The organism is Pseudomonas sp. FG36 (assembly GCF_057809275.1).
In genome coordinates this window covers 33,858-49,358 of record NZ_JBMDJQ010000003.1, presented here as the reverse complement: position 1 = coordinate 49,358, position 15,501 = coordinate 33,858, and the positions used below count along the sequence as shown (strand labels likewise).

25 protein-coding genes and 2 pseudogenes are annotated in these 15,501 nt (G+C 60.0%); 13 read left to right on the top strand and 14 right to left on the bottom strand.

What is annotated here, in order from left to right; translation table 11 throughout:
* Positions 1-3 precede the first annotated feature (3 nt).
* Both ACODS9_RS04040 and ACODS9_RS04035 read right to left on the bottom strand, forming a co-directional pair.
* Positions 4-1,185 (bottom strand): phage tail protein, encoded by a 1,182-nt coding sequence (locus ACODS9_RS04040; RefSeq protein ID WP_489093293.1) that lies wholly within the window; start codon positions 1,183-1,185, stop codon positions 4-6.
* A 3-nt stretch (positions 1,186-1,188) separates the two neighbouring features.
* On the bottom strand, positions 1,189-1,962 hold the full coding sequence (locus ACODS9_RS04035) for a hypothetical protein (protein ID WP_489093292.1): 774 nt from the start codon (positions 1,960-1,962) through the stop codon (positions 1,189-1,191).
* A gap of 202 nt (positions 1,963-2,164) precedes the next feature.
* On the opposite strand from ACODS9_RS04035, the gene ACODS9_RS04030 reads away from it, so the two are divergent.
* Positions 2,165-2,674, top strand: a complete 510-nt coding sequence (locus ACODS9_RS04030) for a hypothetical protein (protein ID WP_489093291.1) — start codon at positions 2,165-2,167, stop codon at positions 2,672-2,674.
* A gap of 34 nt (positions 2,675-2,708) precedes the next feature.
* Here the strand turns inward: ACODS9_RS04030 and ACODS9_RS04025 are convergent, their stop codons facing one another.
* The 4 genes and pseudogenes from ACODS9_RS04025 to ACODS9_RS04010 form a co-directional block, all read right to left on the bottom strand.
* Positions 2,709-3,551 carry a minor capsid protein gene (locus ACODS9_RS04025; protein WP_489093290.1) on the bottom strand — a complete coding sequence of 281 codons (843 nt, stop codon included), beginning with the start codon at positions 3,549-3,551 and terminating at the stop codon, positions 2,709-2,711.
* A 145-nt stretch (positions 3,552-3,696) separates the two neighbouring features.
* A pseudogene (locus ACODS9_RS04020) lies at positions 3,697-3,777 on the bottom strand (putative metallopeptidase); the annotation flags it as partial.
* Positions 3,776-4,297, bottom strand: a complete 522-nt coding sequence (locus ACODS9_RS04015; RefSeq protein ID WP_489093289.1) for an HNH endonuclease — start codon at positions 4,295-4,297, stop codon at positions 3,776-3,778. The pseudogene ACODS9_RS04020 and the gene ACODS9_RS04015, both read right to left, overlap by 2 nt.
* Complete coding sequence (locus ACODS9_RS04010; protein WP_489093288.1) at positions 4,297-4,920, bottom strand: putative metallopeptidase; 624 nt, start codon at positions 4,918-4,920, stop codon at positions 4,297-4,299. The genes ACODS9_RS04015 and ACODS9_RS04010 overlap by 1 nt, the downstream gene beginning before the upstream one ends.
* A 76-nt stretch (positions 4,921-4,996) precedes the next feature.
* Here ACODS9_RS04010 and ACODS9_RS04005 point away from each other — a divergent pair, with 76 nt between their 5' ends.
* On the top strand, positions 4,997-5,434 hold the full coding sequence (locus ACODS9_RS04005) for a hypothetical protein (RefSeq protein WP_489093287.1): 438 nt from the start codon (positions 4,997-4,999) through the stop codon (positions 5,432-5,434).
* Positions 5,435-5,467: 33 nt separating this feature from the next.
* Here the strand turns inward: ACODS9_RS04005 and ACODS9_RS04000 are convergent, their stop codons facing one another.
* The 7 genes and pseudogenes from ACODS9_RS04000 to ACODS9_RS03970 form a co-directional block, all read right to left on the bottom strand.
* Complete coding sequence (locus tag ACODS9_RS04000; RefSeq protein ID WP_489093286.1) at positions 5,468-5,716, bottom strand: hypothetical protein; 249 nt, start codon at positions 5,714-5,716, stop codon at positions 5,468-5,470.
* A 233-nt stretch (positions 5,717-5,949) separates the two neighbouring features.
* The gene (locus ACODS9_RS03995) at positions 5,950-6,219 is read right to left on the bottom strand and encodes a hypothetical protein (RefSeq protein WP_489093285.1); all 270 of its coding nucleotides are present in this window, start codon (positions 6,217-6,219) and stop codon (positions 5,950-5,952) included.
* Complete coding sequence (locus ACODS9_RS03990; protein WP_489093284.1) at positions 6,219-6,530, bottom strand: peptidase M48, Ste24p; 312 nt, start codon at positions 6,528-6,530, stop codon at positions 6,219-6,221. The genes ACODS9_RS03995 and ACODS9_RS03990 overlap by 1 nt, the downstream gene beginning before the upstream one ends.
* Positions 6,531-6,638: 108 nt before the next feature.
* The gene (locus ACODS9_RS03985) at positions 6,639-6,944 is read right to left on the bottom strand and encodes a hypothetical protein (protein ID WP_489093283.1); all 306 of its coding nucleotides are present in this window, start codon (positions 6,942-6,944) and stop codon (positions 6,639-6,641) included.
* Positions 6,945-7,257: 313 nt separating this feature from the next.
* Positions 7,258-7,521, bottom strand: coding sequence for a hypothetical protein (locus ACODS9_RS03980; RefSeq protein WP_489093282.1), 264 nt, complete (start codon positions 7,519-7,521; stop codon positions 7,258-7,260).
* Between the two features lie 124 nt (positions 7,522-7,645).
* On the bottom strand, positions 7,646-8,332 hold the full coding sequence (locus ACODS9_RS03975; protein ID WP_489093281.1) for a hypothetical protein: 687 nt from the start codon (positions 8,330-8,332) through the stop codon (positions 7,646-7,648).
* Positions 8,329-8,406, bottom strand: a pseudogene (locus ACODS9_RS03970) (recombination protein NinG); the annotation flags it as partial. The gene ACODS9_RS03975 and the pseudogene ACODS9_RS03970, both read right to left, overlap by 4 nt.
* On the opposite strand from ACODS9_RS03970, the gene ACODS9_RS03965 reads away from it, so the two are divergent.
* Entirely contained in the window at positions 8,399-8,890 is a 492-nt protein-coding gene (locus ACODS9_RS03965; protein ID WP_489093280.1) for a hypothetical protein, read from the top strand. The pseudogene ACODS9_RS03970 and the gene ACODS9_RS03965 sit on opposite strands and share 8 nt — an antisense overlap.
* Here ACODS9_RS03965 and ACODS9_RS03960 read toward each other — a convergent pair.
* Positions 8,859-9,533 carry a hypothetical protein gene (locus ACODS9_RS03960; RefSeq protein WP_489093279.1) on the bottom strand — a complete coding sequence of 225 codons (675 nt, stop codon included), beginning with the start codon at positions 9,531-9,533 and terminating at the stop codon, positions 8,859-8,861. The two genes, ACODS9_RS03965 and ACODS9_RS03960, sit on opposite strands and share 32 nt — an antisense overlap.
* A 272-nt stretch (positions 9,534-9,805) precedes the next feature.
* On the opposite strand from ACODS9_RS03960, the gene ACODS9_RS03955 reads away from it, so the two are divergent.
* From ACODS9_RS03955 to ACODS9_RS03910, 10 genes are all read left to right on the top strand, one after another.
* Entirely contained in the window at positions 9,806-10,183 is a 378-nt protein-coding gene (locus tag ACODS9_RS03955; RefSeq protein ID WP_489093278.1) for a hypothetical protein, read from the top strand.
* Positions 10,184-10,264: 81 nt separating this feature from the next.
* Positions 10,265-10,582: a hypothetical protein gene (locus ACODS9_RS03950; protein WP_489093277.1), complete on the top strand. Its 318-nt coding sequence runs from the start codon at positions 10,265-10,267 to the stop codon at positions 10,580-10,582.
* Positions 10,583-10,710: 128 nt separating this feature from the next.
* A complete protein-coding gene (locus ACODS9_RS03945; RefSeq protein WP_489093422.1) occupies positions 10,711-10,959 on the top strand; it encodes a hypothetical protein in 249 nt (82 codons plus the stop codon).
* The gene (locus ACODS9_RS03940; RefSeq protein ID WP_263158032.1) at positions 10,956-11,291 is read left to right on the top strand and encodes a hypothetical protein; all 336 of its coding nucleotides are present in this window, start codon (positions 10,956-10,958) and stop codon (positions 11,289-11,291) included. Before ACODS9_RS03945 ends, ACODS9_RS03940 begins: the two co-directional genes overlap by 4 nt.
* Positions 11,288-11,680, top strand: a complete 393-nt coding sequence (locus ACODS9_RS03935) for a DUF2591 domain-containing protein (protein ID WP_489093276.1) — start codon at positions 11,288-11,290, stop codon at positions 11,678-11,680. Before ACODS9_RS03940 ends, ACODS9_RS03935 begins: the two co-directional genes overlap by 4 nt.
* 43 nt (positions 11,681-11,723) lie before the next feature.
* Entirely contained in the window at positions 11,724-11,915 is a 192-nt protein-coding gene (locus ACODS9_RS03930; RefSeq protein WP_489093275.1) for a hypothetical protein, read from the top strand.
* A gap of 53 nt (positions 11,916-11,968) precedes the next feature.
* Positions 11,969-12,346: a hypothetical protein gene (locus ACODS9_RS03925; RefSeq protein ID WP_489093274.1), complete on the top strand. Its 378-nt coding sequence runs from the start codon at positions 11,969-11,971 to the stop codon at positions 12,344-12,346.
* A gap of 36 nt (positions 12,347-12,382) precedes the next feature.
* On the top strand, positions 12,383-12,715 hold the full coding sequence (locus ACODS9_RS03920) for a hypothetical protein (RefSeq protein ID WP_489093273.1): 333 nt from the start codon (positions 12,383-12,385) through the stop codon (positions 12,713-12,715).
* Positions 12,616-13,749 carry a tyrosine-type recombinase/integrase gene (locus tag ACODS9_RS03915; protein ID WP_489093421.1) on the top strand — a complete coding sequence of 378 codons (1,134 nt, stop codon included), beginning with the start codon at positions 12,616-12,618 and terminating at the stop codon, positions 13,747-13,749. Before ACODS9_RS03920 ends, ACODS9_RS03915 begins: the two co-directional genes overlap by 100 nt.
* A 20-nt stretch (positions 13,750-13,769) precedes the next feature.
* The gene (locus ACODS9_RS03910) at positions 13,770-15,356 is read left to right on the top strand and encodes an ABC-F family ATPase (protein ID WP_046855494.1); all 1,587 of its coding nucleotides are present in this window, start codon (positions 13,770-13,772) and stop codon (positions 15,354-15,356) included.
* Positions 15,357-15,501 lie beyond the last annotated feature (145 nt).

Genomic DNA, 15,501 nt, shown 5'->3' with positions numbered 1-15,501 from the left:
TCCTTAGGCGCTGTAACGGGTAGGACGACCAGACAGGCCAACGCTGATGGTGCGGGTCATCAGCTGGTTGCGCTCCATGGTCGGCGTGCTGGTGATGCTGACGTAGCCAGGCATCAGGATCTGGCCGCCGCCCGGAAGCTTCAGGCGGATCACCGTCAGCTCCTTGGAGTCGTCGTAGCCCTCGACCACCGGCACGTACAGCGCGGCTGGCTGGTCCTCGACCGTTATCGAAACGCTGATCGGGTTACGGTTGGTCGGGAACTGCAGGTCGTCGTCGTTCTCGAGGTAGCCGACCGTGAGGAACTGCTGCTCGCCGCCGGAGACGGTGAAACCGGTCACCTTCGAGATCTGCGTCCAGCCTGATACAGGGACAACCGAGCCGATGCCGGCGCCGGCGGTGTAGCGGTCGGTGTTGGTGGTGTCCAGGCCTGCCAGCGAGAACGCGTCGGTAGTGACGTTGGCGGCCTTGGCGGTCCGGTCGTTGATGAGGGCCCAGCCGGAGCTGATCAGCAGAATGTCGTCGGCAACGATGCCGTGACCTACCGCGCTCGCCACTGGCGGTTTGGCATTGGTCAGGGCAGTGAAAGGCACGGCGGTGCCCAGGGTGCTGGCGATCTCCAGCACAGAACCGTTGGGCAGCGGGATGGCGCCGAACATGTCGGCGGCGTCGCCGGCGGTGAAGGCGGCATCTTGGAAGGCATTGGCACTGATCGAGGCGCCTGCGTCCTTGACCATGTCGCCGCCGTTCTGGGCGATGTTCGCCGCGATGATGCCGCGACCGGCTCCCATGAGGTAACGCTGCCACTGGCGGGTCCAGTAGGTGCCGAAGCGGTTGCGGATGTGCTGCATCGGCTCGGAGTTGGCCAGCTCAGCAGTCAGGTCGGAGACGCCGTAGCCTTTGTTGAGGTACAGGGTCCGGGCGCGCATGCTGCCCTGCTCGGCTTTGCCAACGGCGCCGAGGTCATCGGGGTCATCGTTGGAGATGTTCGGCGCCTCGTCGGCGTCGAGATCCTGCCAGTAGCTGATCTCGGAGGTGCCCTGGCCGTTCTTGGCGATGTTGTCCAGGGTGGCCGAGCGGGTGATGATGCCCGACTCGTAGACGGCGGTCTTTTCTGGAGAGTTAACCGGCTCCAGAGTGCCGTAGTAGTCGGCGACGAAGATGTCCGACAGTTGGGTAGATGCCATGGGTTAGGTTCCTCGGGTGGCTTGGAGTTTTTTGAAAGCGTCGGGGTTGTCACGAGCCATCGCCGCACGCTCGGTCTCGGTGTACTCGCCCCATTTCTTCGTGGCCTTGCCACCGTTGTCGCCGGTCTGGCCGGCACCCTGAGCCCTTGGCCACAGGTGTGATGCGGTTTCGCGAAGCGATTCCGCCCATTCGAGGGGAGACAGAGCGGTCTTGCCGTCCTTCCCGTACACAACTTCGCCGGCACGGTCGGTGGCAACGGGCTCGCCGTCTTCACTCAGCTTGAAGGTGCCACGGGCGCGGAGGATGATGTCCTCGGCAGCCTCGGGCAGCGCACCAGCCTTGATGGCGGCTGCGCGGATGGAGTCAGCCAGCACCTTGTCGCTGTACTTGGCAGCGAAGGCTTCGGCCTTGTCTGCTCGCTCATTGGCGGCCTTGACCTGCTTGTCCAGGTCAGTGCGCAGGCGCTCGGTACGCCGGCTGATGACTTCGTCCAGCTTGCCCTCGGCGATCAGCTTGGTTTCTTCGTCCTGGCCGACCTTGGCCAGCAGGCCCTTGACCGCTTCGATGTCCAGGCCGTCGAACTGGCCTTTCAGCTTGTCCAGCTCGGTCTTAATGGTCTTGTTTGAGCCGATCAGCTCGGCATTCTTGGTCTTGAGGCCCGCGACCTCGCCGTCGAGGAATTTCTGTACCTCGCCGCCCAGCGCTGCCTTCAGCGCGGCGGTTTGAGTTTCGTCGAGGGTGAGGCCGTGGGCGGCCGGGTCGAAGTCAAATGGCATGTGGCTATCCCCTGGGGATTGGATGGACCCGCCTGACGGGCGTAAAAAAGCCCCGTCGATACGGGGCTCTGAAAAATGAGGGTGAAAAAAAACCGCCATTCGGGCGGTCAGGGAAGACGAACTCTCAAAAAATAAAAAACTAGGTTGCAGACCTCACTCATTTCAATTATCTTCAATGAAAATAAACGAAAAGAGGTTTTCAATGAAATCTAACGTGCAGTTCATCCTCGATCAGAACGAGGCGCCGCTGTTCGCAGTGCTTCCTTACGCAGAATACACTCGCCTGATTGAAAACCAGAGCAATCCGGACGAGGCTCTAAGTGCCCCGTCCCTGTTGAGTGCAGATCGCCGCTTCATCCGACTGCCTCATGGCGGGCCCGGTGCGAAGCTGGACGTGTTCAAACTTCTCGATTGGTTGAATATGCGTGCGATTACGGACCTGGCAATCAATCAACGAGCCCAAACTTTGGACAAATTCCCTCAAGACCAAAGCATGACGCTCGACCCGATCATTCGCCGCGTCTTCCTGCCTGAGGGCTCGCCGTACAGGAACACCATGCAGGCTGTGACTGAAGTTGTTGATGCGCTCGAAGAAACCGGCTATTTCAAACGCGTCAAAAAATCCTATCCGTCGCTGTTCTACCGTCCTGTGAACGCTCTGGAAATTGATTGGGCGAAAGCTACTCCATTCTTGAAAGGCCAACCTGACTAGTACCTCGTGAATTAGCACAACCCAACCCGAGCGGTCAGCCTATCTCTGCCCGCTCAAACGCCAACGGCTCCAACTCCTTGAGCTGGTCAAGCGTCAGCGGCTTGAAGTTCCTGTCCAGTTGCAAGGCTGCGAAGCGCTCGGCAGTCAGCCCGCCATCTCGGAACAGCTTGCCGCGCACCGGACCTAGCGCGGCGTCCTGGAAGGCCGCTGGCTGCGTTTTTAGCCACTGGTAGTAGCTGATGCTTGCCGACACCTGCCCGCCTCCATCCGCGCCAACTGCAGCCCTCGTAGCACCTTGCCCGAACAACGCCGACAACCTGGTGATCGGCGTGATGGTGGTTCGGCAGTGGATGTGGAACGGTGGCACAGGCCCGTTGCCAACCTCGAACTCGCGGCCATCCAGGCTCCGGCACTGAACGCTGGTCTTCCGGTCCAGAGTGGCGACGATGCGATAGCCTGGCACCACCTCGGCATTCGCCTTGAGCGTTTCCATGCGCGCCGTGGTGGCCACATGCTGGACTGCGGTCTGGACGACTGCCCGCGCACTCCGGTTGGTGACAGCCAGCACGCCGTCGGTGAAGTTCTGCGCCGCGGTGCCGCGAATGGCCTGGGTGATCTCGGCATTGGTCTGGCCCTGCACGACACCCATTCGAATGGCGTTGGTTACCCGATCCGACTCCGTGCTGGTCCACCCGTTCAAGAAGGGCTTGAGCAGCTTGCCGCCATCCACCCCGGCCACCTGCAGGGGCTGTAGGTTGATCGCCGCCCGGATCAGGGAATCCGCTGGCATCACCGCGTCGATCAGCAGCGCCTTCGCCAGGCTGTGCCCCTCGAATGCGGCTTCGTACTGCGCGATGTCAACCAGGTCGGATTGCATCCGGTCGCTGAAGGCCTTGTAGATCTCCAGCAGCTTGCCACCTACCCGCCCCAGGAATTCCTCCAGTCTGCTCCGACCGTAGGTCGTCAGCTCCTTGCGGGTGAGCTGGTCACGGACATGTGTGTCAGCCCGGCGCAGGTAGGTTTCAGGCAGACTTGAGCAGACAGGTTCCGCAGGCCCTCGAAATGTTGATCTTGGCCACCTCAGGCGGCCGGCTTGCAGCGTCAGATGTGCGCCCAGGACTTCCTGTTCACGACATCTAGCGCAGTTCGCTTGTGCACCCCGTATCGATCAGCCAGGAATTCAACGCTGACTGATCCAGAGGCGTGTAGGCTGCGCATTTCGAGCACTTCGACTTCGCGCAGTTTTGCCTGTCCGTTCGATTCACCCTTCGCACACTGCAATCCAGCGGCGTATGCATGATGCTGGTTCGCAAATGAGGTGATCCATTCCAGGTTGGCAACGGACGCATTGCCCTTATTGCCGTCGATGTGATTGACCTCAGCGCCTGGGAATGGCGGCTCGCCAAGGAAAGCAATTGCCACAAGCCGATGAACCAGCTCTGTGCGCTTACCTCCCGGGAAGCAGAGATCAACGCTCAAGTAAGGTCTAGACTTGCTTCTGCCCGGTGTCTTGAGGATTGACCCAGCCTTGGCACAGGTGCGCGAGGTGAGCCTTTTCACCCGGCCAAGGTTGCTGATGGCGTAGTCGGGGTAATCCGCGATCGTTTTCCATTGTTCAAGCATTACGCAGACCTCAACAGGCATGTGCCACATGCATTGGCGATTGACGCTCGGCTGATGGATGGCGGTGATTTGGCAGCCTCAACCATGCGAGCCAGGTCGCCCTCGGGATGCCCAACGCCATAGCGCTGGACAATCGCAACGAACTCACTGACGTCATGTCCACGGAGGAAGAGCTTTGGCCTTCCGTCCTGGGTGAACTTGGGTGCGCCGTACTCATCGGTCGCCTGGGCGATGTGGTAGAGCTCGTGTTCGACCAAGGCGCAGAACTCGGCGTCGGTGCACTGGGCGCAGTAGTCGGCGGCCAGGGTGATGAGATAATCCGGCTCCTCGCCGAACCATTCCCGCATCTGCTGCTCTTGTCGGGCCTTCTGCCATCCGCCAGCGCGGAACATCAGCTGCTCTGCCTGGCCAAGGACTACCCGTCCCTGCTTGGCGAATCCGCTCGATGCCCACAGCACGCCGATGTTGGCGTCGAACAGGTGGGCATGCTCAGGGTTATGGATGCTGCCGGTGTCGGCGAGGATCTCGGATTGGAGCCATTCCCACACCTCGGGCGCAGGGGTCAGACACATACCAAAGTCGGACAAGTCGAGAAGTGACGATGGAGGGTATGGCCTATCCATGGATCACCTTCAGCTTGAAATGATGGCGTGATGCCGGTATTAAGTGCGTCCTTTCAAATGTAGGGATACTCATTCCATGTTCCGCGTTCAAAGCGTTTCTATCTTGGCGTTCGCGCTTGCCACAGCAACTCTGGCCGGATGTGTCGCGCCCCCCACATGGATCAACAGAGGGCCGACGGATCTGGTCACCGGCTCAGGCCTGATCTCTTGCTATACGGACGCGAACATCATTGATGGCGAAAGGATGGAAGGCACTATCTGTGCTACGCCCGAGTCGGGATTCTTCGGCGGCGGTGAGCCAGAGATCTACTTCGGCCCATGGAATAGAAAATTCATGAAAGAGCCTGCAAGCACAACAACTGCTGGTGTTACTCGCGACTACCGAGGCAAGAAGGTGTTTCTGCAGTGCAACCCTGTACTTGGCACAGATGAAAAAACCGAGGTTGGGCGCGACTGCAAGGTAACGGTCAATGGCCAGTTAATCGTCAGCGCGAACGTGATTTTCAAAAAGTAGGCTATCTACCTGCCGCACTCACCTGCGGCACACCTACCCTTCCCCGTCGCCCAGCAGCACATCAATCAGTTTCTGCTCCGCCAGCCTGAACATGGCCAGTGACTGCAGGTCGTCGGCTACCGGGCCGAAAGCGAACAGCTCTACCTGGCCGAGCGGGTCACGCATGGCCATGACTCCAATGCTGCACACCGGTAGTTCGCCGCTCTCCAGTTGATCTGCGATCTTGCGCAGGGTCCGGGGGGCGTCGCGCCAGTTCTCGCGCTGGAACTCGACAACCTTCATTCGGCCACCATCTTGTGCGTTTCGGCATGTGCGTGGCCAAGCAGCATTCCAACCAGCAGCCCCTGCGGAAGTCCGACTGCCTGGCGGCATCAATCGCTTTAACCAGGGCTGCATCGAACTCAGCCACCGCATTGACGATATCCAGGCTTACTGGCAGCTCATGGCGAATTCGCGTGACGTTGCTCATGGCTACTCCCGCGCCACGAAACGGCGCATCTGGAATTTGTGGCGCCCTACCCCGGCTGAAATACATGGCCGCGCCGGGCTACCGCATACAGGACGATCCCCAACTTGAGGATCACGCCGTACAGGGTGGGCACATAGCCGTTCATGGCCAGGACGAACGAGCCGAACGCGCCGATGGCGACCAGGTAGAACGCCACCGCCAACAGCGGCTCATCCATGGGCCTGATCCTGCGCAAGTAGTCGCACGCGGCGAGAACCACCATAACGCTCAGGAAGGCATTGGCGCCGATCAGGACTGAAATCAGGGTCGAGCTCATCAGGTCGCTCCCTTGGCTCCGAACTGACCCACGAGCGACTTCAGCACCGGGATGATGTTCATTGCCAGAAGGCCTATCAGGAAGGCCACGCCGTATTGGGTTTCTCCGCTGGTGCCAAGGCTGAAGTAGCTGATGGCGAGCGGGGTGCAGAAAACTGCCGATGCGAAGCCGGTGAAGAAGGCGGCGACCGCCTGGTCGCGGGTAAGGCCCCGCAAGAAGGTCAGCGAGAGGATTGCTCCTGCAAAGCCACCGATGATAACGCCGTACTTCACCAGCAGGACGCCGGCAGTAGTGCTAGCTGGTTCAGCCATTGGATATCCTTAAGAAATAGAGGCCTCTCGAGGGTCTGTGCGGGCAACAAAAAGCCCGGCTCTTGGCCGGGCTTGCTTAAGCTAAGACTGACAAACCAGGGAACAGAATCAGCTCAGTACGTCGTAGGTAGCGTAAAATCTGGAGTTAGAGCTGCCAGGCGCATACCAGAGCCCCATTCCCGCAGGGATGACAATCTCGTAAGGAATCATTCCATCCGCCAGCCAGATGGTTGGAACATTGTTCAGCGTTGGCTGAGTCGGAGTGACAGAGCCAGTGAGCAAACGCCCGCCGTAGATGAAGCAAGTACGAATGACGATGCCGGTTGGGTTGTTTGAAGGCGACACAATCGGGCGAACATAGTCATCAAAACCGGGCAGGTTAATGAATTTTTGGCCAGCTTTAAGTTGGTTCATAGCTATCTACCTTTAGTCGAATGATTTTGCGAAAAATTTCGCATTCATGTCGCTCAGTGGCGATAACCAGAGGCTCGCGGCCTTCGAGAGCTCGTAGCTCTTGGGAGAGGACCCGGCGTGTAACGGCAGGGCAAGAACAATACTGCCACAAAAATACTGTATGCACAATCAGTATTTTTCGCTTCCCCCGGACAGGTGCTGGGACTGGGACTGACGCCGATCGGGACCTTCCTGGCCCGTGCTAGGCCCTGTTTAGGGCCTCTTTGTGCAATAAAAACCCGCACATGGTCGGGCCTCTTGGCACGGCCGGCAGTTAGACCGACTTGATAAATACGTTCCACTCTTCAATGGCATCGTCAGCCGCCGAGTTATGCTTGCGCACAGCGTCTCGCTGCTCCTCAACAAATTCCAGCATGCAGGACTTGTACTCCTCAACATCGCTCAGGAATTGCTCTCGCTCGTACGCATCTTCGAATTCGTAGGGGATGATCGGCTCGCTGCAATCATGCGAAGGCTGCACGAAGTCGGCATTGGCTAAGGAGGAGAAAAGGGCAAGAAGCAGGAGCGGCGTTCGCATATCCATTGCCTCGCAGCAAAAAGCCCGACTGGACCGCCGGGCTTTGATAGTCACTCCTCAACACGCGCAGGAATGACAGGATGGAGCTAATTTCGCTCAGTCGCTCACTGATGTCAATAGGCGATTACGCTGCATGACTCAGAAGCAGGCCCTCCGCCTCCAGGATTTGCTGAACCTGAGTCATCGCTTCATCGACCATGCCATTGAGTTTGTCGTTGATGTCGGCTCGCCACCGGCGCCTGGTCGACTCTGGCGCTGCGTCGAGATCCCAGGTGTTCATGTCGTAGAAGCTGTCCGGCAGGATCAGAACATCCTCTTCAACCGCATCGACGCGCTTGCGCTCCGACGCTCCAGCAGCCACTGCGGCACGAATGAGGGCCTCACGGCGCCACTCAGGCAGGTCCAGCGGGATGTCAACCGAAACCGACCTGGCACTCTTGCGGCCGGCGCCTGGCAGTTTCGGTATAGCCCATGCGGTGACCGCCTTGAACACAAACAGCGGCTTTGCCGGGCTTGCGATGAGCGGCTTTACCGCGGCGATCGCCTGCACCTTCTTCGCCTTGCTGGTGCTGTACTTCGCCACCAAGGCATCCCAGTGGCGCGGGATCAGCTGGTGGTGGATGCGCGCCGCCAGCCAGTAGTCGACCTGAGTTCGGTCCAGATCTCCGCCGGCGGACGACAGCAAAGCGAGGCAGCCACCCTCCTCTTCGTTCGGGTTGTACAGCTTCTGCCAGGCCTGGCCCTTCGCCGCGCCTTTCTCACCTGCCGCCAGGGCTGCAACCACTGCTCCGGATACGCTCGAGTAGATCATGCTGCTGCCCTCCTGAGGTCTTTGAGTTTTTGCCTGTACAGGGCCTTGATGGCCTGCAGGTCTTCGATGGTCACGGCCTATCTGGTCAAGTACTACGGCGCCGAGAAAGACGGCATATCCATGCGAGAGCCGATGCACACCATTCCGTCGAAGGATCGGATGGCCGTGGTGCAGGTCGTGCAGCTGCAAACCCATACCCTGACGGATGAGCAGCTGGCCGGCGCCCGCAAATGTGCCGCGTTCATGCGCAAATACCTTCCGCAGCATTTCACCGAGCATGCCGACGTGGTGATGGTTGGCGACTACGTGATGATCGACATCACGCTTCGCATGCTCAAGCCGCACGAGCTGAAGCGCGCCCAAGGCTTCCGGGCTGAGTACATCATCGACCGCGGGCTCTTCCTCAACGAGGAAACAGGCCAGCTGTACTGGAAAGAAATCTCAGGCGCCAACCAGGTGAAGCTGCTTGGCAACAGCGTCTGCAAGGACGAAGCCCGGGCACTGGTGGCAGCCAACGCCTCGGACCTCATCGAGCTATATCAGCGCCTTGCTGCTTGAATGGTGTTAGGTTTGCTTCTGAAAAAAACGCCCCACTTAATACATTGAAGGCCTGCTCGGCTCGCCCTTCATGGTAGACAACCTGGGTGATAACTAAACGCTCTTCGTCCCCCAGTGCGTTCCACTCCCCGAGCCGTTCACAGGTTTTAATAGCGAAACTGCAGGCTACTTTTAGATCCATGAGGAGCAGATTCTGAACTCCGTTTACATGCTTAACATCAACCGACCGCAGAGCCTCCAACGTATGAGGCCATTTGCTGTCTCCACCGAGCGCCACGTACTTAACCAGCGACGGGCTTCCAAAATCCTTGGTCGATTCCGAAAGAGCAATACGGAGTTCCGTCAGATCGAACCATAAAAGCTGTGATATACGCACCAACATGCCTTTGGTTTGGTCTTTCTCTTCCTGTATTTCCTGGATCCTGCGCTCTTTTTCTCGCTCGTGAGCCAGGCTTCCCACCCGAAATGCCCCCCAAATTGCAAGGATGGAGCCGACTGCCTGCACCCAGCTCGCTACGTCGCTCCAGGTGATGCTCCCCGTCCGAATGCCAAGAACAATGAGAAAAAAAACCGCCAGAGCGACCAAGACATTTTGAACTGAGCACCACGGTTTGAAGAGACTCTTGCCGTAATCGTTGAGCATTTTTCTACCCATTTGACAATTTGGCAGAATATTACTTGCCGAGGTATCCCCATGCCCACAGAAAACCGATCCAGCACAGAGCCGAACGCTAAGCAGGCCTTCCGCGACTACTGCGACCGCTGCGCAGAGATAGTGGCGCCATGGCCAGCATGGAAGCGTCAGGCAATCAAGTCCCCTCCCGTGCCTGCTGTTGTGTGCCGGGGTGACGCTGCACTGGGCGCGGCATGTGGCAAGCGCATCAAATGCGAACGCATCGCCAGGGAGAGCAACACGTGAATAGCCAGTCGCATCTGTCGGAGATGGATGAAGTATCCAATTTGAAACAGCTGGTGGCGAAGCTGCAAGCCGACCTTACCGATCGCGACCAACGCATCGATCAACTGGAAAACGGTGAGCTCGACTGGATGGATCCGCGCCGTGCCAAGCTGCTCTCGGACGGTCGAGCGCAAGGGCTGAACGAAGCCACCGAGCTCTGCAGTCGCATGGCCTGGGCCGCCTACTACCCGCCCGGCACCAGGTACAAGGAGTTTGTGCCGAAGGGCCGCACTGCCCTTGGTGACTTGCTGATCGACGCCGCCAACGCGATCGCCGACCTGCCCGACGGTCCATACGAGCGATTCAAGGCGCGCCAGGCCAAGAAGAAATCCTGACAAGAGCACATTTGTACTCCATCCAGCTGTAACCCCTCTCCCCTCTATTCACTGCCGCGAGCGAGCGGCAAAGGAATCGTCATGCCTGAAGAAATCAAGCTGATCCAACGCGTGGCAGTCAAGCGCGACCAAGATGGTTGGTGGAGTCATCCCGACATCCCTTCCTTGGATGGCGGCGAAGACCCGGCACCGTACATGGCCTGGGCAACTGAGCAAGGCCTTGAGCTGAAGACCTGGGGTATGGATTCGGATCTGGTTGAGCACCCGTACTTCGACGGCGCCGGCCACTGCAACGGCTGGGAGCCGGAATCGCCAGGTCCTGAGTGGTTCTTAATGGGCATCTTCGACACGGAAGACGGCCCGCATGTGCAGTGGGCGCGCCGCGAGGTGCAGCAATGACCCGCCTCGCCCTCTGCCTCCTGCTACTTGCCACCCTGACCGGTTGCCAGCCTGACTGCTGGAGTAGCGATCCTGCCCAGTGCCGAGACGAGCGCGAGCAGGCGCGCGTCCAGGCCAACCGCGAGAGGATGGCCAGCCACTTCCCAAGCTCGGACATTCGCACGCTTACCACGATACTAAACGTCTATCGCGACTCAGCCAACGGCGTCCTCTGCTGGTCGGCCGGAGGAAGCACCTTGTCCTGCCTGCCTGAGTGGATGCTGAGGCCAAACGTCCAGGCCGGCAACGAGCGCCAGCTCTCCCCGCACGAAACACAACCCGAACCTACACCCGCACTGGCGCCTGGGCGCTGGATTGATGAGAGGTATCAGCTGTGACTGAACTCGAAGAGCTTCTGCTCGCCGCGAAGGCCGCCGGGCTTGAAGTTGAGCCCTGCACCTGCAGCGACCCGAAATGGCCGCTGCGCATAAAGGGCCAGCTAGGCACCAGAGCCCACTGGAACCCCAACATCAACGACGGCGACGCATTCAAGCTTGCGATTGGGCTGGGCATGCAGATCAACGTCGAAGGTTCCGGTGAGGATGAGGCCGTCTGGGCTGATGACACCATGATCTGGGTGAACAGCGAGCACGCCCAGGGCGATCGCCGGAAGGCTGCGCGGACTGCAATCGTCAGCGTCGCCGCCCAGCGCGGAGAGCAGATGCCATGACCGACCTGATCGAAGTGAAGACGGCAGACCTGGCCGGCGAGGCCCTGGGCTGGGCGGTCGGGATCGCTGAAGGCCTGGACCTGATCCTGGTACCTCCGGAGTACGGCAACCCCTGGCGCGTGTTCGCTCGGTACCAGGGCCAGGCCACGGAGAACACCAAACGCTACAACCCGTGGGAAGACTGGTCGCTGGGCGGACCGCTGATCGAGCGCCATATGGTCAGCCTGCACTGCCCACAGAGCACCGACGACGTGTGGGCTGGTTGGGTTATTACAGACAAGGGCGAGTTTTGTCAGGCCGGCGAAAGCGCCCTGATCGCCGCCTGCCGCGCCATCGCCGCCGCCAAGATCGGCGCCATCGCCCACGTGCCAAAGGAGCTGACGCGATGATCGCCCTCGCCTACATGGCCTACCTGATCTATCGGGCGCCGCGATGATCCCGCATACAGGCTGGCTACGGCGCCAGCTTGAGTCTGCACTGATCCTGCTGGCCGCCTGGATCCTTGGCGGCCGCAACGTCATCAGGTCCGGGGTCGTCTCGCGCCGCGACAACAACGAGATGTTCGAGATGGACGGCGACCTACGCGCCATCGCCAGCCGCATCCGCAAGCAGTACAGCGAGTAACCCCTCCCCCAACTACTCAAGCCCGCCGACAGCGGGCATGGAGAGCTATTGCCATGAAAAAACATAAGCACACACCAGGCCCGTGGGAAGTCCTGAACGACACCGAAGTGTTCACCGGCCTTGGCGCCGACAGCGGCGATGGCGTGAAAGCGCTGCCCTCCGATGGCTGGATGATCGCGGATTGCGGCAGCAGCGTGACCTTCAGTGAGATTGGGGCGGCAGAGCTTAGTCTGGACCTGCGCCGGTCGAACGCCAAGTTGATTGCCGCAGCACCGACGATGCTGGCCGACCTGATCGACGCTGCTGCCCAGCTGCGCAAGTACGAAAACCTGCACCGCGCCAAAGGCACCGCCGACAGCCTGGCCAAGGCCCAGGTCAATGCCGAACTTGCCTCGCGCTTCGAGCAGACCATCGCCCAGGCCACGGCCTGACAAACCTGCCGCCACCGGCGGCGTGGAGACCATCCCATGGGAACCGAAAGCACCGGTGACGTCGACAAGGTCACCGAAAAACGCATGGCCGAGCTGATCGGCTGCACCAAGCGCGCCCTCGAGCACCGGCGCCAGGAAGGCAAAATCCCCGAAGGCGTCTGGATGAAGCACGGCGGCCGGATCATCTACAGCAAGAAGAGGTACGACGAATGGCTGGAAAGCCAATGGATTTACCCCGAGGGGTCGAAATCTTCCGCGGCTCCCTCCGCATACGTTTCACATGGGATGGTGTCCGTCGATGTGAAACGCTCCCCTATCCCCCGACACAAAAAGGGGTCAAGGCTGCATCCACCCTTCGCGATCAGGTAGCCAGCCTCAACAAGCTAGGTCTGCTGGACCAGGAGAAGTACGCCGAGCTCTTCCCCGGGTCCCAGACCGTAGTGGGCGGCAAGCCGACATTCGGCGAGTACGCCCAGCTCTGGTTGGACAGCCGAGAAATCACCCAGGGAACGCATAACAATTACAAGAGCGCGCTGAATCTGTACTGGGTGCCACGGCTGGCCATGGTGCGCATCGATCTCATCACAACCACGCTGATCCGCCGCATCATCACGGAAACCGAGTGGACGTCGGCGAACGTCAAGCGCAACGCGATCACCAGGTTGTCGACGATCCTTGCCGCCGCGATGCGAGAAGGCCTGCTGAGCAAGAATCCAGCGGAGGTGATCGACCTGCCGAAGCGGTCGCGCAAGGAGATCGACCCGTTCAGCCTTGAAGAAGCGAACGCGATCATCGCCAGGCTGTACGAACACCCGCATTGGCCAAGCCGAATCTACGCTGCGCTGTTCGAGTTCATGTTCTTTACCGGGCTCAGGCTGTCGGAGGCCCTGGCGGTACGGTGGGAGGTGATCGACGAGGAGAAAAGGACGGTTCACGTCAGGAGGACCATCGCCTTGGGCGAGGTTGAGGAAAGAACGAAGACAGGGAGGGATAGGTTCGTTCTGCTGAACGAGAGGGCTTTGCGAGCGCTGCAGTATGCCAGGGAGTACGCCGAGCGGCGCAAGCAAGGGAAGGGACTGGCGGCCAATACGCCCTACGTTTCCCCCCCGTCGAAAGGGAGCGAATACGTGAAACAGACGTCGGACCTGCACAAGCAGTGGGTGCCGGTGCTGAATGAGCTGGGCATCAGGAGGAGGCCCCCATACAACTGTCGTCACACCTATGCGACAATATGCTTAATGTCTGGCCTCAACCCCGCATTTATCGCCCAACAGCTGGGTCACAGCGTGCAAATGCTGCTGTCGACGTATGCGCGTTGGCTCAACTCAAGCTCCGACTGGAGCGAGCTGGAAAAGCTCAAGATTGGTATCAAATCGGTATCAGCCGAGAATCCAGCCGCGTAAGTTACTGATAGGTAAGCGCTTTGATCTCCACCGCCAATATCACCATGCAGTTCGGCTCCAAGCCCCTGTTCGAAAACGTCTCGGTCAAATTCAACAACGGCAACCGCTACGGCCTGATCGGCGCCAACGGTTGCGGCAAGTCGACCTTCATGAAGATCCTCGGCGGCGACCTTGAGCCGTCCGGCGGCCAGGTGATGCTCGAGCCCAACACCCGCCTGGGCAAGCTGCGCCAGGACCAGTTCGCCTATGAAGAGTTCGCCGTGATCGATACCGTGATCATGGGCCACGAGCAGCTGTGGAAGGTCAAGGCTGAGCGCGATCGCATCTACTCGCTGCCGGAAATGACCGAGGAAGACGGCATGGCCGTCGCCGAGCTGGAAACCGAGTTCGCCGAGATGGACGGCTACACCGCCGAATCCCGCGCTGGCGAGCTGCTGCTGGGCCTGGGCATTCCCCTGGAACAGCACTTCGGCCCGATGAGCGAAGTGGCGCCAGGCTGGAAACTGCGCGTGCTGCTGGCCCAGGCGCTGTTCTCCGACCCGGACGTGCTGCTGCTCGACGAACCGACCAACCACCTGGACATCAACACCATCCGCTGGCTGGAAACGATCCTCACGGCGCGCAACAGCACCATGATCATCATTTCCCACGACCGTCACTTCCTCAACAGCGTCTGCACCCACATGGCCGACCTGGACTACGGTGAGCTACGCCTGTTCCCGGGCAACTACGACGAGTACATGACCGCGGCCACCCAGTCGCGCGAGCAACTGCTGTCGGACAACGCCAAGAAGAAAGCCCAGATCGCCGAGCTGCAGACCTTCGTCAGCCGCTTCTCGGCCAACGCCTCCAAGGCCAAGCAGGCCACCTCGCGCGCCAAGCAGATCGACAAGATCCAGCTGGCCGAGGTCAAGCCATCGAGCCGTGTCAGCCCGTTCATCCGCTTCGAGCAGACGAAAAAGCTGCACCGCCAGGCGGTGATCGTCGAGAAAATGGCCAAGGCCTTCGACGACAAGGTGCTGTTCAAGGACTTCAGCTTCACTATCGAGGCCGGCGAGCGCGTGGCGATCATCGGCCCCAACGGTATCGGCAAGACCACCCTGCTGCGCACCCTGGTCGGCGAAATGAAGCCGGACGCGGGCGCGGTGAAGTGGACCGACAGCGCCGAAGTGGGCTACTACGCCCAGGACCACGCCCACGATTTCGAGGACGACGTGACGCTGTTCGACTGGATGGGCCAGTGGACCAGCGGCGAGCAGGTGATCCGCGGCACCCTGGGGCGCATGCTGTTCTCCAACGACGAGATCCTCAAGTCGGTGAAGGTGATCTCCGGTGGTGAACAGGGCCGCATGCTGTTCGGCAAGCTGATCCTGCAAAAGCCCAACGTACTGGTGATGGACGAACCGACCAACCACCTGGACATGGAATCGATCGAGGCGCTTAACCTGGCGCTGGAAAACTACCCGGGCACCCTGCTGTTCGTCAGCCACGACCGTGAGTTCGTGTCGTCGCTGGCCACCCGCATCATCGAGCTGACGCCCGAGGGCGTGGTCGACTTCAGCGGTACCTATGACGACTACCTGCGCAGCCAGGGTGTGGTGGTCTGACCCAACGCTGAGTCATCTTCATCGCGGGGCAAGCCCGCTTCTGCAGTGCCTTCGCAGCATTCGCAGGAGCGGGCTTGCCCCGCGTTGCGTTTAATTAGTTAGCCTGCTTCCTTTTCCCTCGCGCCGCAGCCATGATGGGCACAGC

What these genes read in the sequence shown, in the direction of transcription:
- ACODS9_RS04040 (WP_489093293.1), bottom strand. Translation starts at nt 1,185, where the DNA reads ATGGCATCTACCCAACTGTCGGACATCTTCGTCGCCGACTACTACGGC.
- ACODS9_RS04035 (WP_489093292.1), bottom strand. Translation starts at nt 1,962, where the DNA reads ATGCCATTTGACTTCGACCCGGCCGCCCACGGCCTCACCCTCGACGAA.
- ACODS9_RS04030 (WP_489093291.1), top strand. Translation starts at nt 2,165, where the DNA reads ATGAAATCTAACGTGCAGTTCATCCTCGATCAGAACGAGGCGCCGCTG.
- ACODS9_RS04025 (WP_489093290.1), bottom strand. Translation starts at nt 3,551, where the DNA reads ATGCAATCCGACCTGGTTGACATCGCGCAGTACGAAGCCGCATTCGAG.
- ACODS9_RS04015 (WP_489093289.1), bottom strand. Translation starts at nt 4,297, where the DNA reads ATGCTTGAACAATGGAAAACGATCGCGGATTACCCCGACTACGCCATC.
- ACODS9_RS04010 (WP_489093288.1), bottom strand. Translation starts at nt 4,920, where the DNA reads ATGGATAGGCCATACCCTCCATCGTCACTTCTCGACTTGTCCGACTTT.
- ACODS9_RS04005 (WP_489093287.1), top strand. Translation starts at nt 4,997, where the DNA reads ATGTTCCGCGTTCAAAGCGTTTCTATCTTGGCGTTCGCGCTTGCCACA.
- ACODS9_RS04000 (WP_489093286.1), bottom strand. Translation starts at nt 5,716, where the DNA reads ATGAAGGTTGTCGAGTTCCAGCGCGAGAACTGGCGCGACGCCCCCCGG.
- ACODS9_RS03995 (WP_489093285.1), bottom strand. Translation starts at nt 6,219, where the DNA reads ATGAGCTCGACCCTGATTTCAGTCCTGATCGGCGCCAATGCCTTCCTG.
- ACODS9_RS03990 (WP_489093284.1), bottom strand. Translation starts at nt 6,530, where the DNA reads ATGGCTGAACCAGCTAGCACTACTGCCGGCGTCCTGCTGGTGAAGTAC.
- ACODS9_RS03985 (WP_489093283.1), bottom strand. Translation starts at nt 6,944, where the DNA reads ATGAACCAACTTAAAGCTGGCCAAAAATTCATTAACCTGCCCGGTTTT.
- ACODS9_RS03980 (WP_489093282.1), bottom strand. Translation starts at nt 7,521, where the DNA reads ATGCGAACGCCGCTCCTGCTTCTTGCCCTTTTCTCCTCCTTAGCCAAT.
- ACODS9_RS03975 (WP_489093281.1), bottom strand. Translation starts at nt 8,332, where the DNA reads ATGATCTACTCGAGCGTATCCGGAGCAGTGGTTGCAGCCCTGGCGGCA.
- ACODS9_RS03965 (WP_489093280.1), top strand. Translation starts at nt 8,399, where the DNA reads ATGGTCACGGCCTATCTGGTCAAGTACTACGGCGCCGAGAAAGACGGC.
- ACODS9_RS03960 (WP_489093279.1), bottom strand. Translation starts at nt 9,533, where the DNA reads ATGCTCAACGATTACGGCAAGAGTCTCTTCAAACCGTGGTGCTCAGTT.
- ACODS9_RS03950 (WP_489093277.1), top strand. Translation starts at nt 10,265, where the DNA reads ATGCCTGAAGAAATCAAGCTGATCCAACGCGTGGCAGTCAAGCGCGAC.
- ACODS9_RS03945 (WP_489093422.1), top strand. Translation starts at nt 10,711, where the DNA reads ATGGCCAGCCACTTCCCAAGCTCGGACATTCGCACGCTTACCACGATA.
- ACODS9_RS03935 (WP_489093276.1), top strand. Translation starts at nt 11,288, where the DNA reads ATGACCGACCTGATCGAAGTGAAGACGGCAGACCTGGCCGGCGAGGCC.
- ACODS9_RS03930 (WP_489093275.1), top strand. Translation starts at nt 11,724, where the DNA reads ATGATCCCGCATACAGGCTGGCTACGGCGCCAGCTTGAGTCTGCACTG.
- ACODS9_RS03925 (WP_489093274.1), top strand. Translation starts at nt 11,969, where the DNA reads ATGAAAAAACATAAGCACACACCAGGCCCGTGGGAAGTCCTGAACGAC.
- ACODS9_RS03920 (WP_489093273.1), top strand. Translation starts at nt 12,383, where the DNA reads ATGGGAACCGAAAGCACCGGTGACGTCGACAAGGTCACCGAAAAACGC.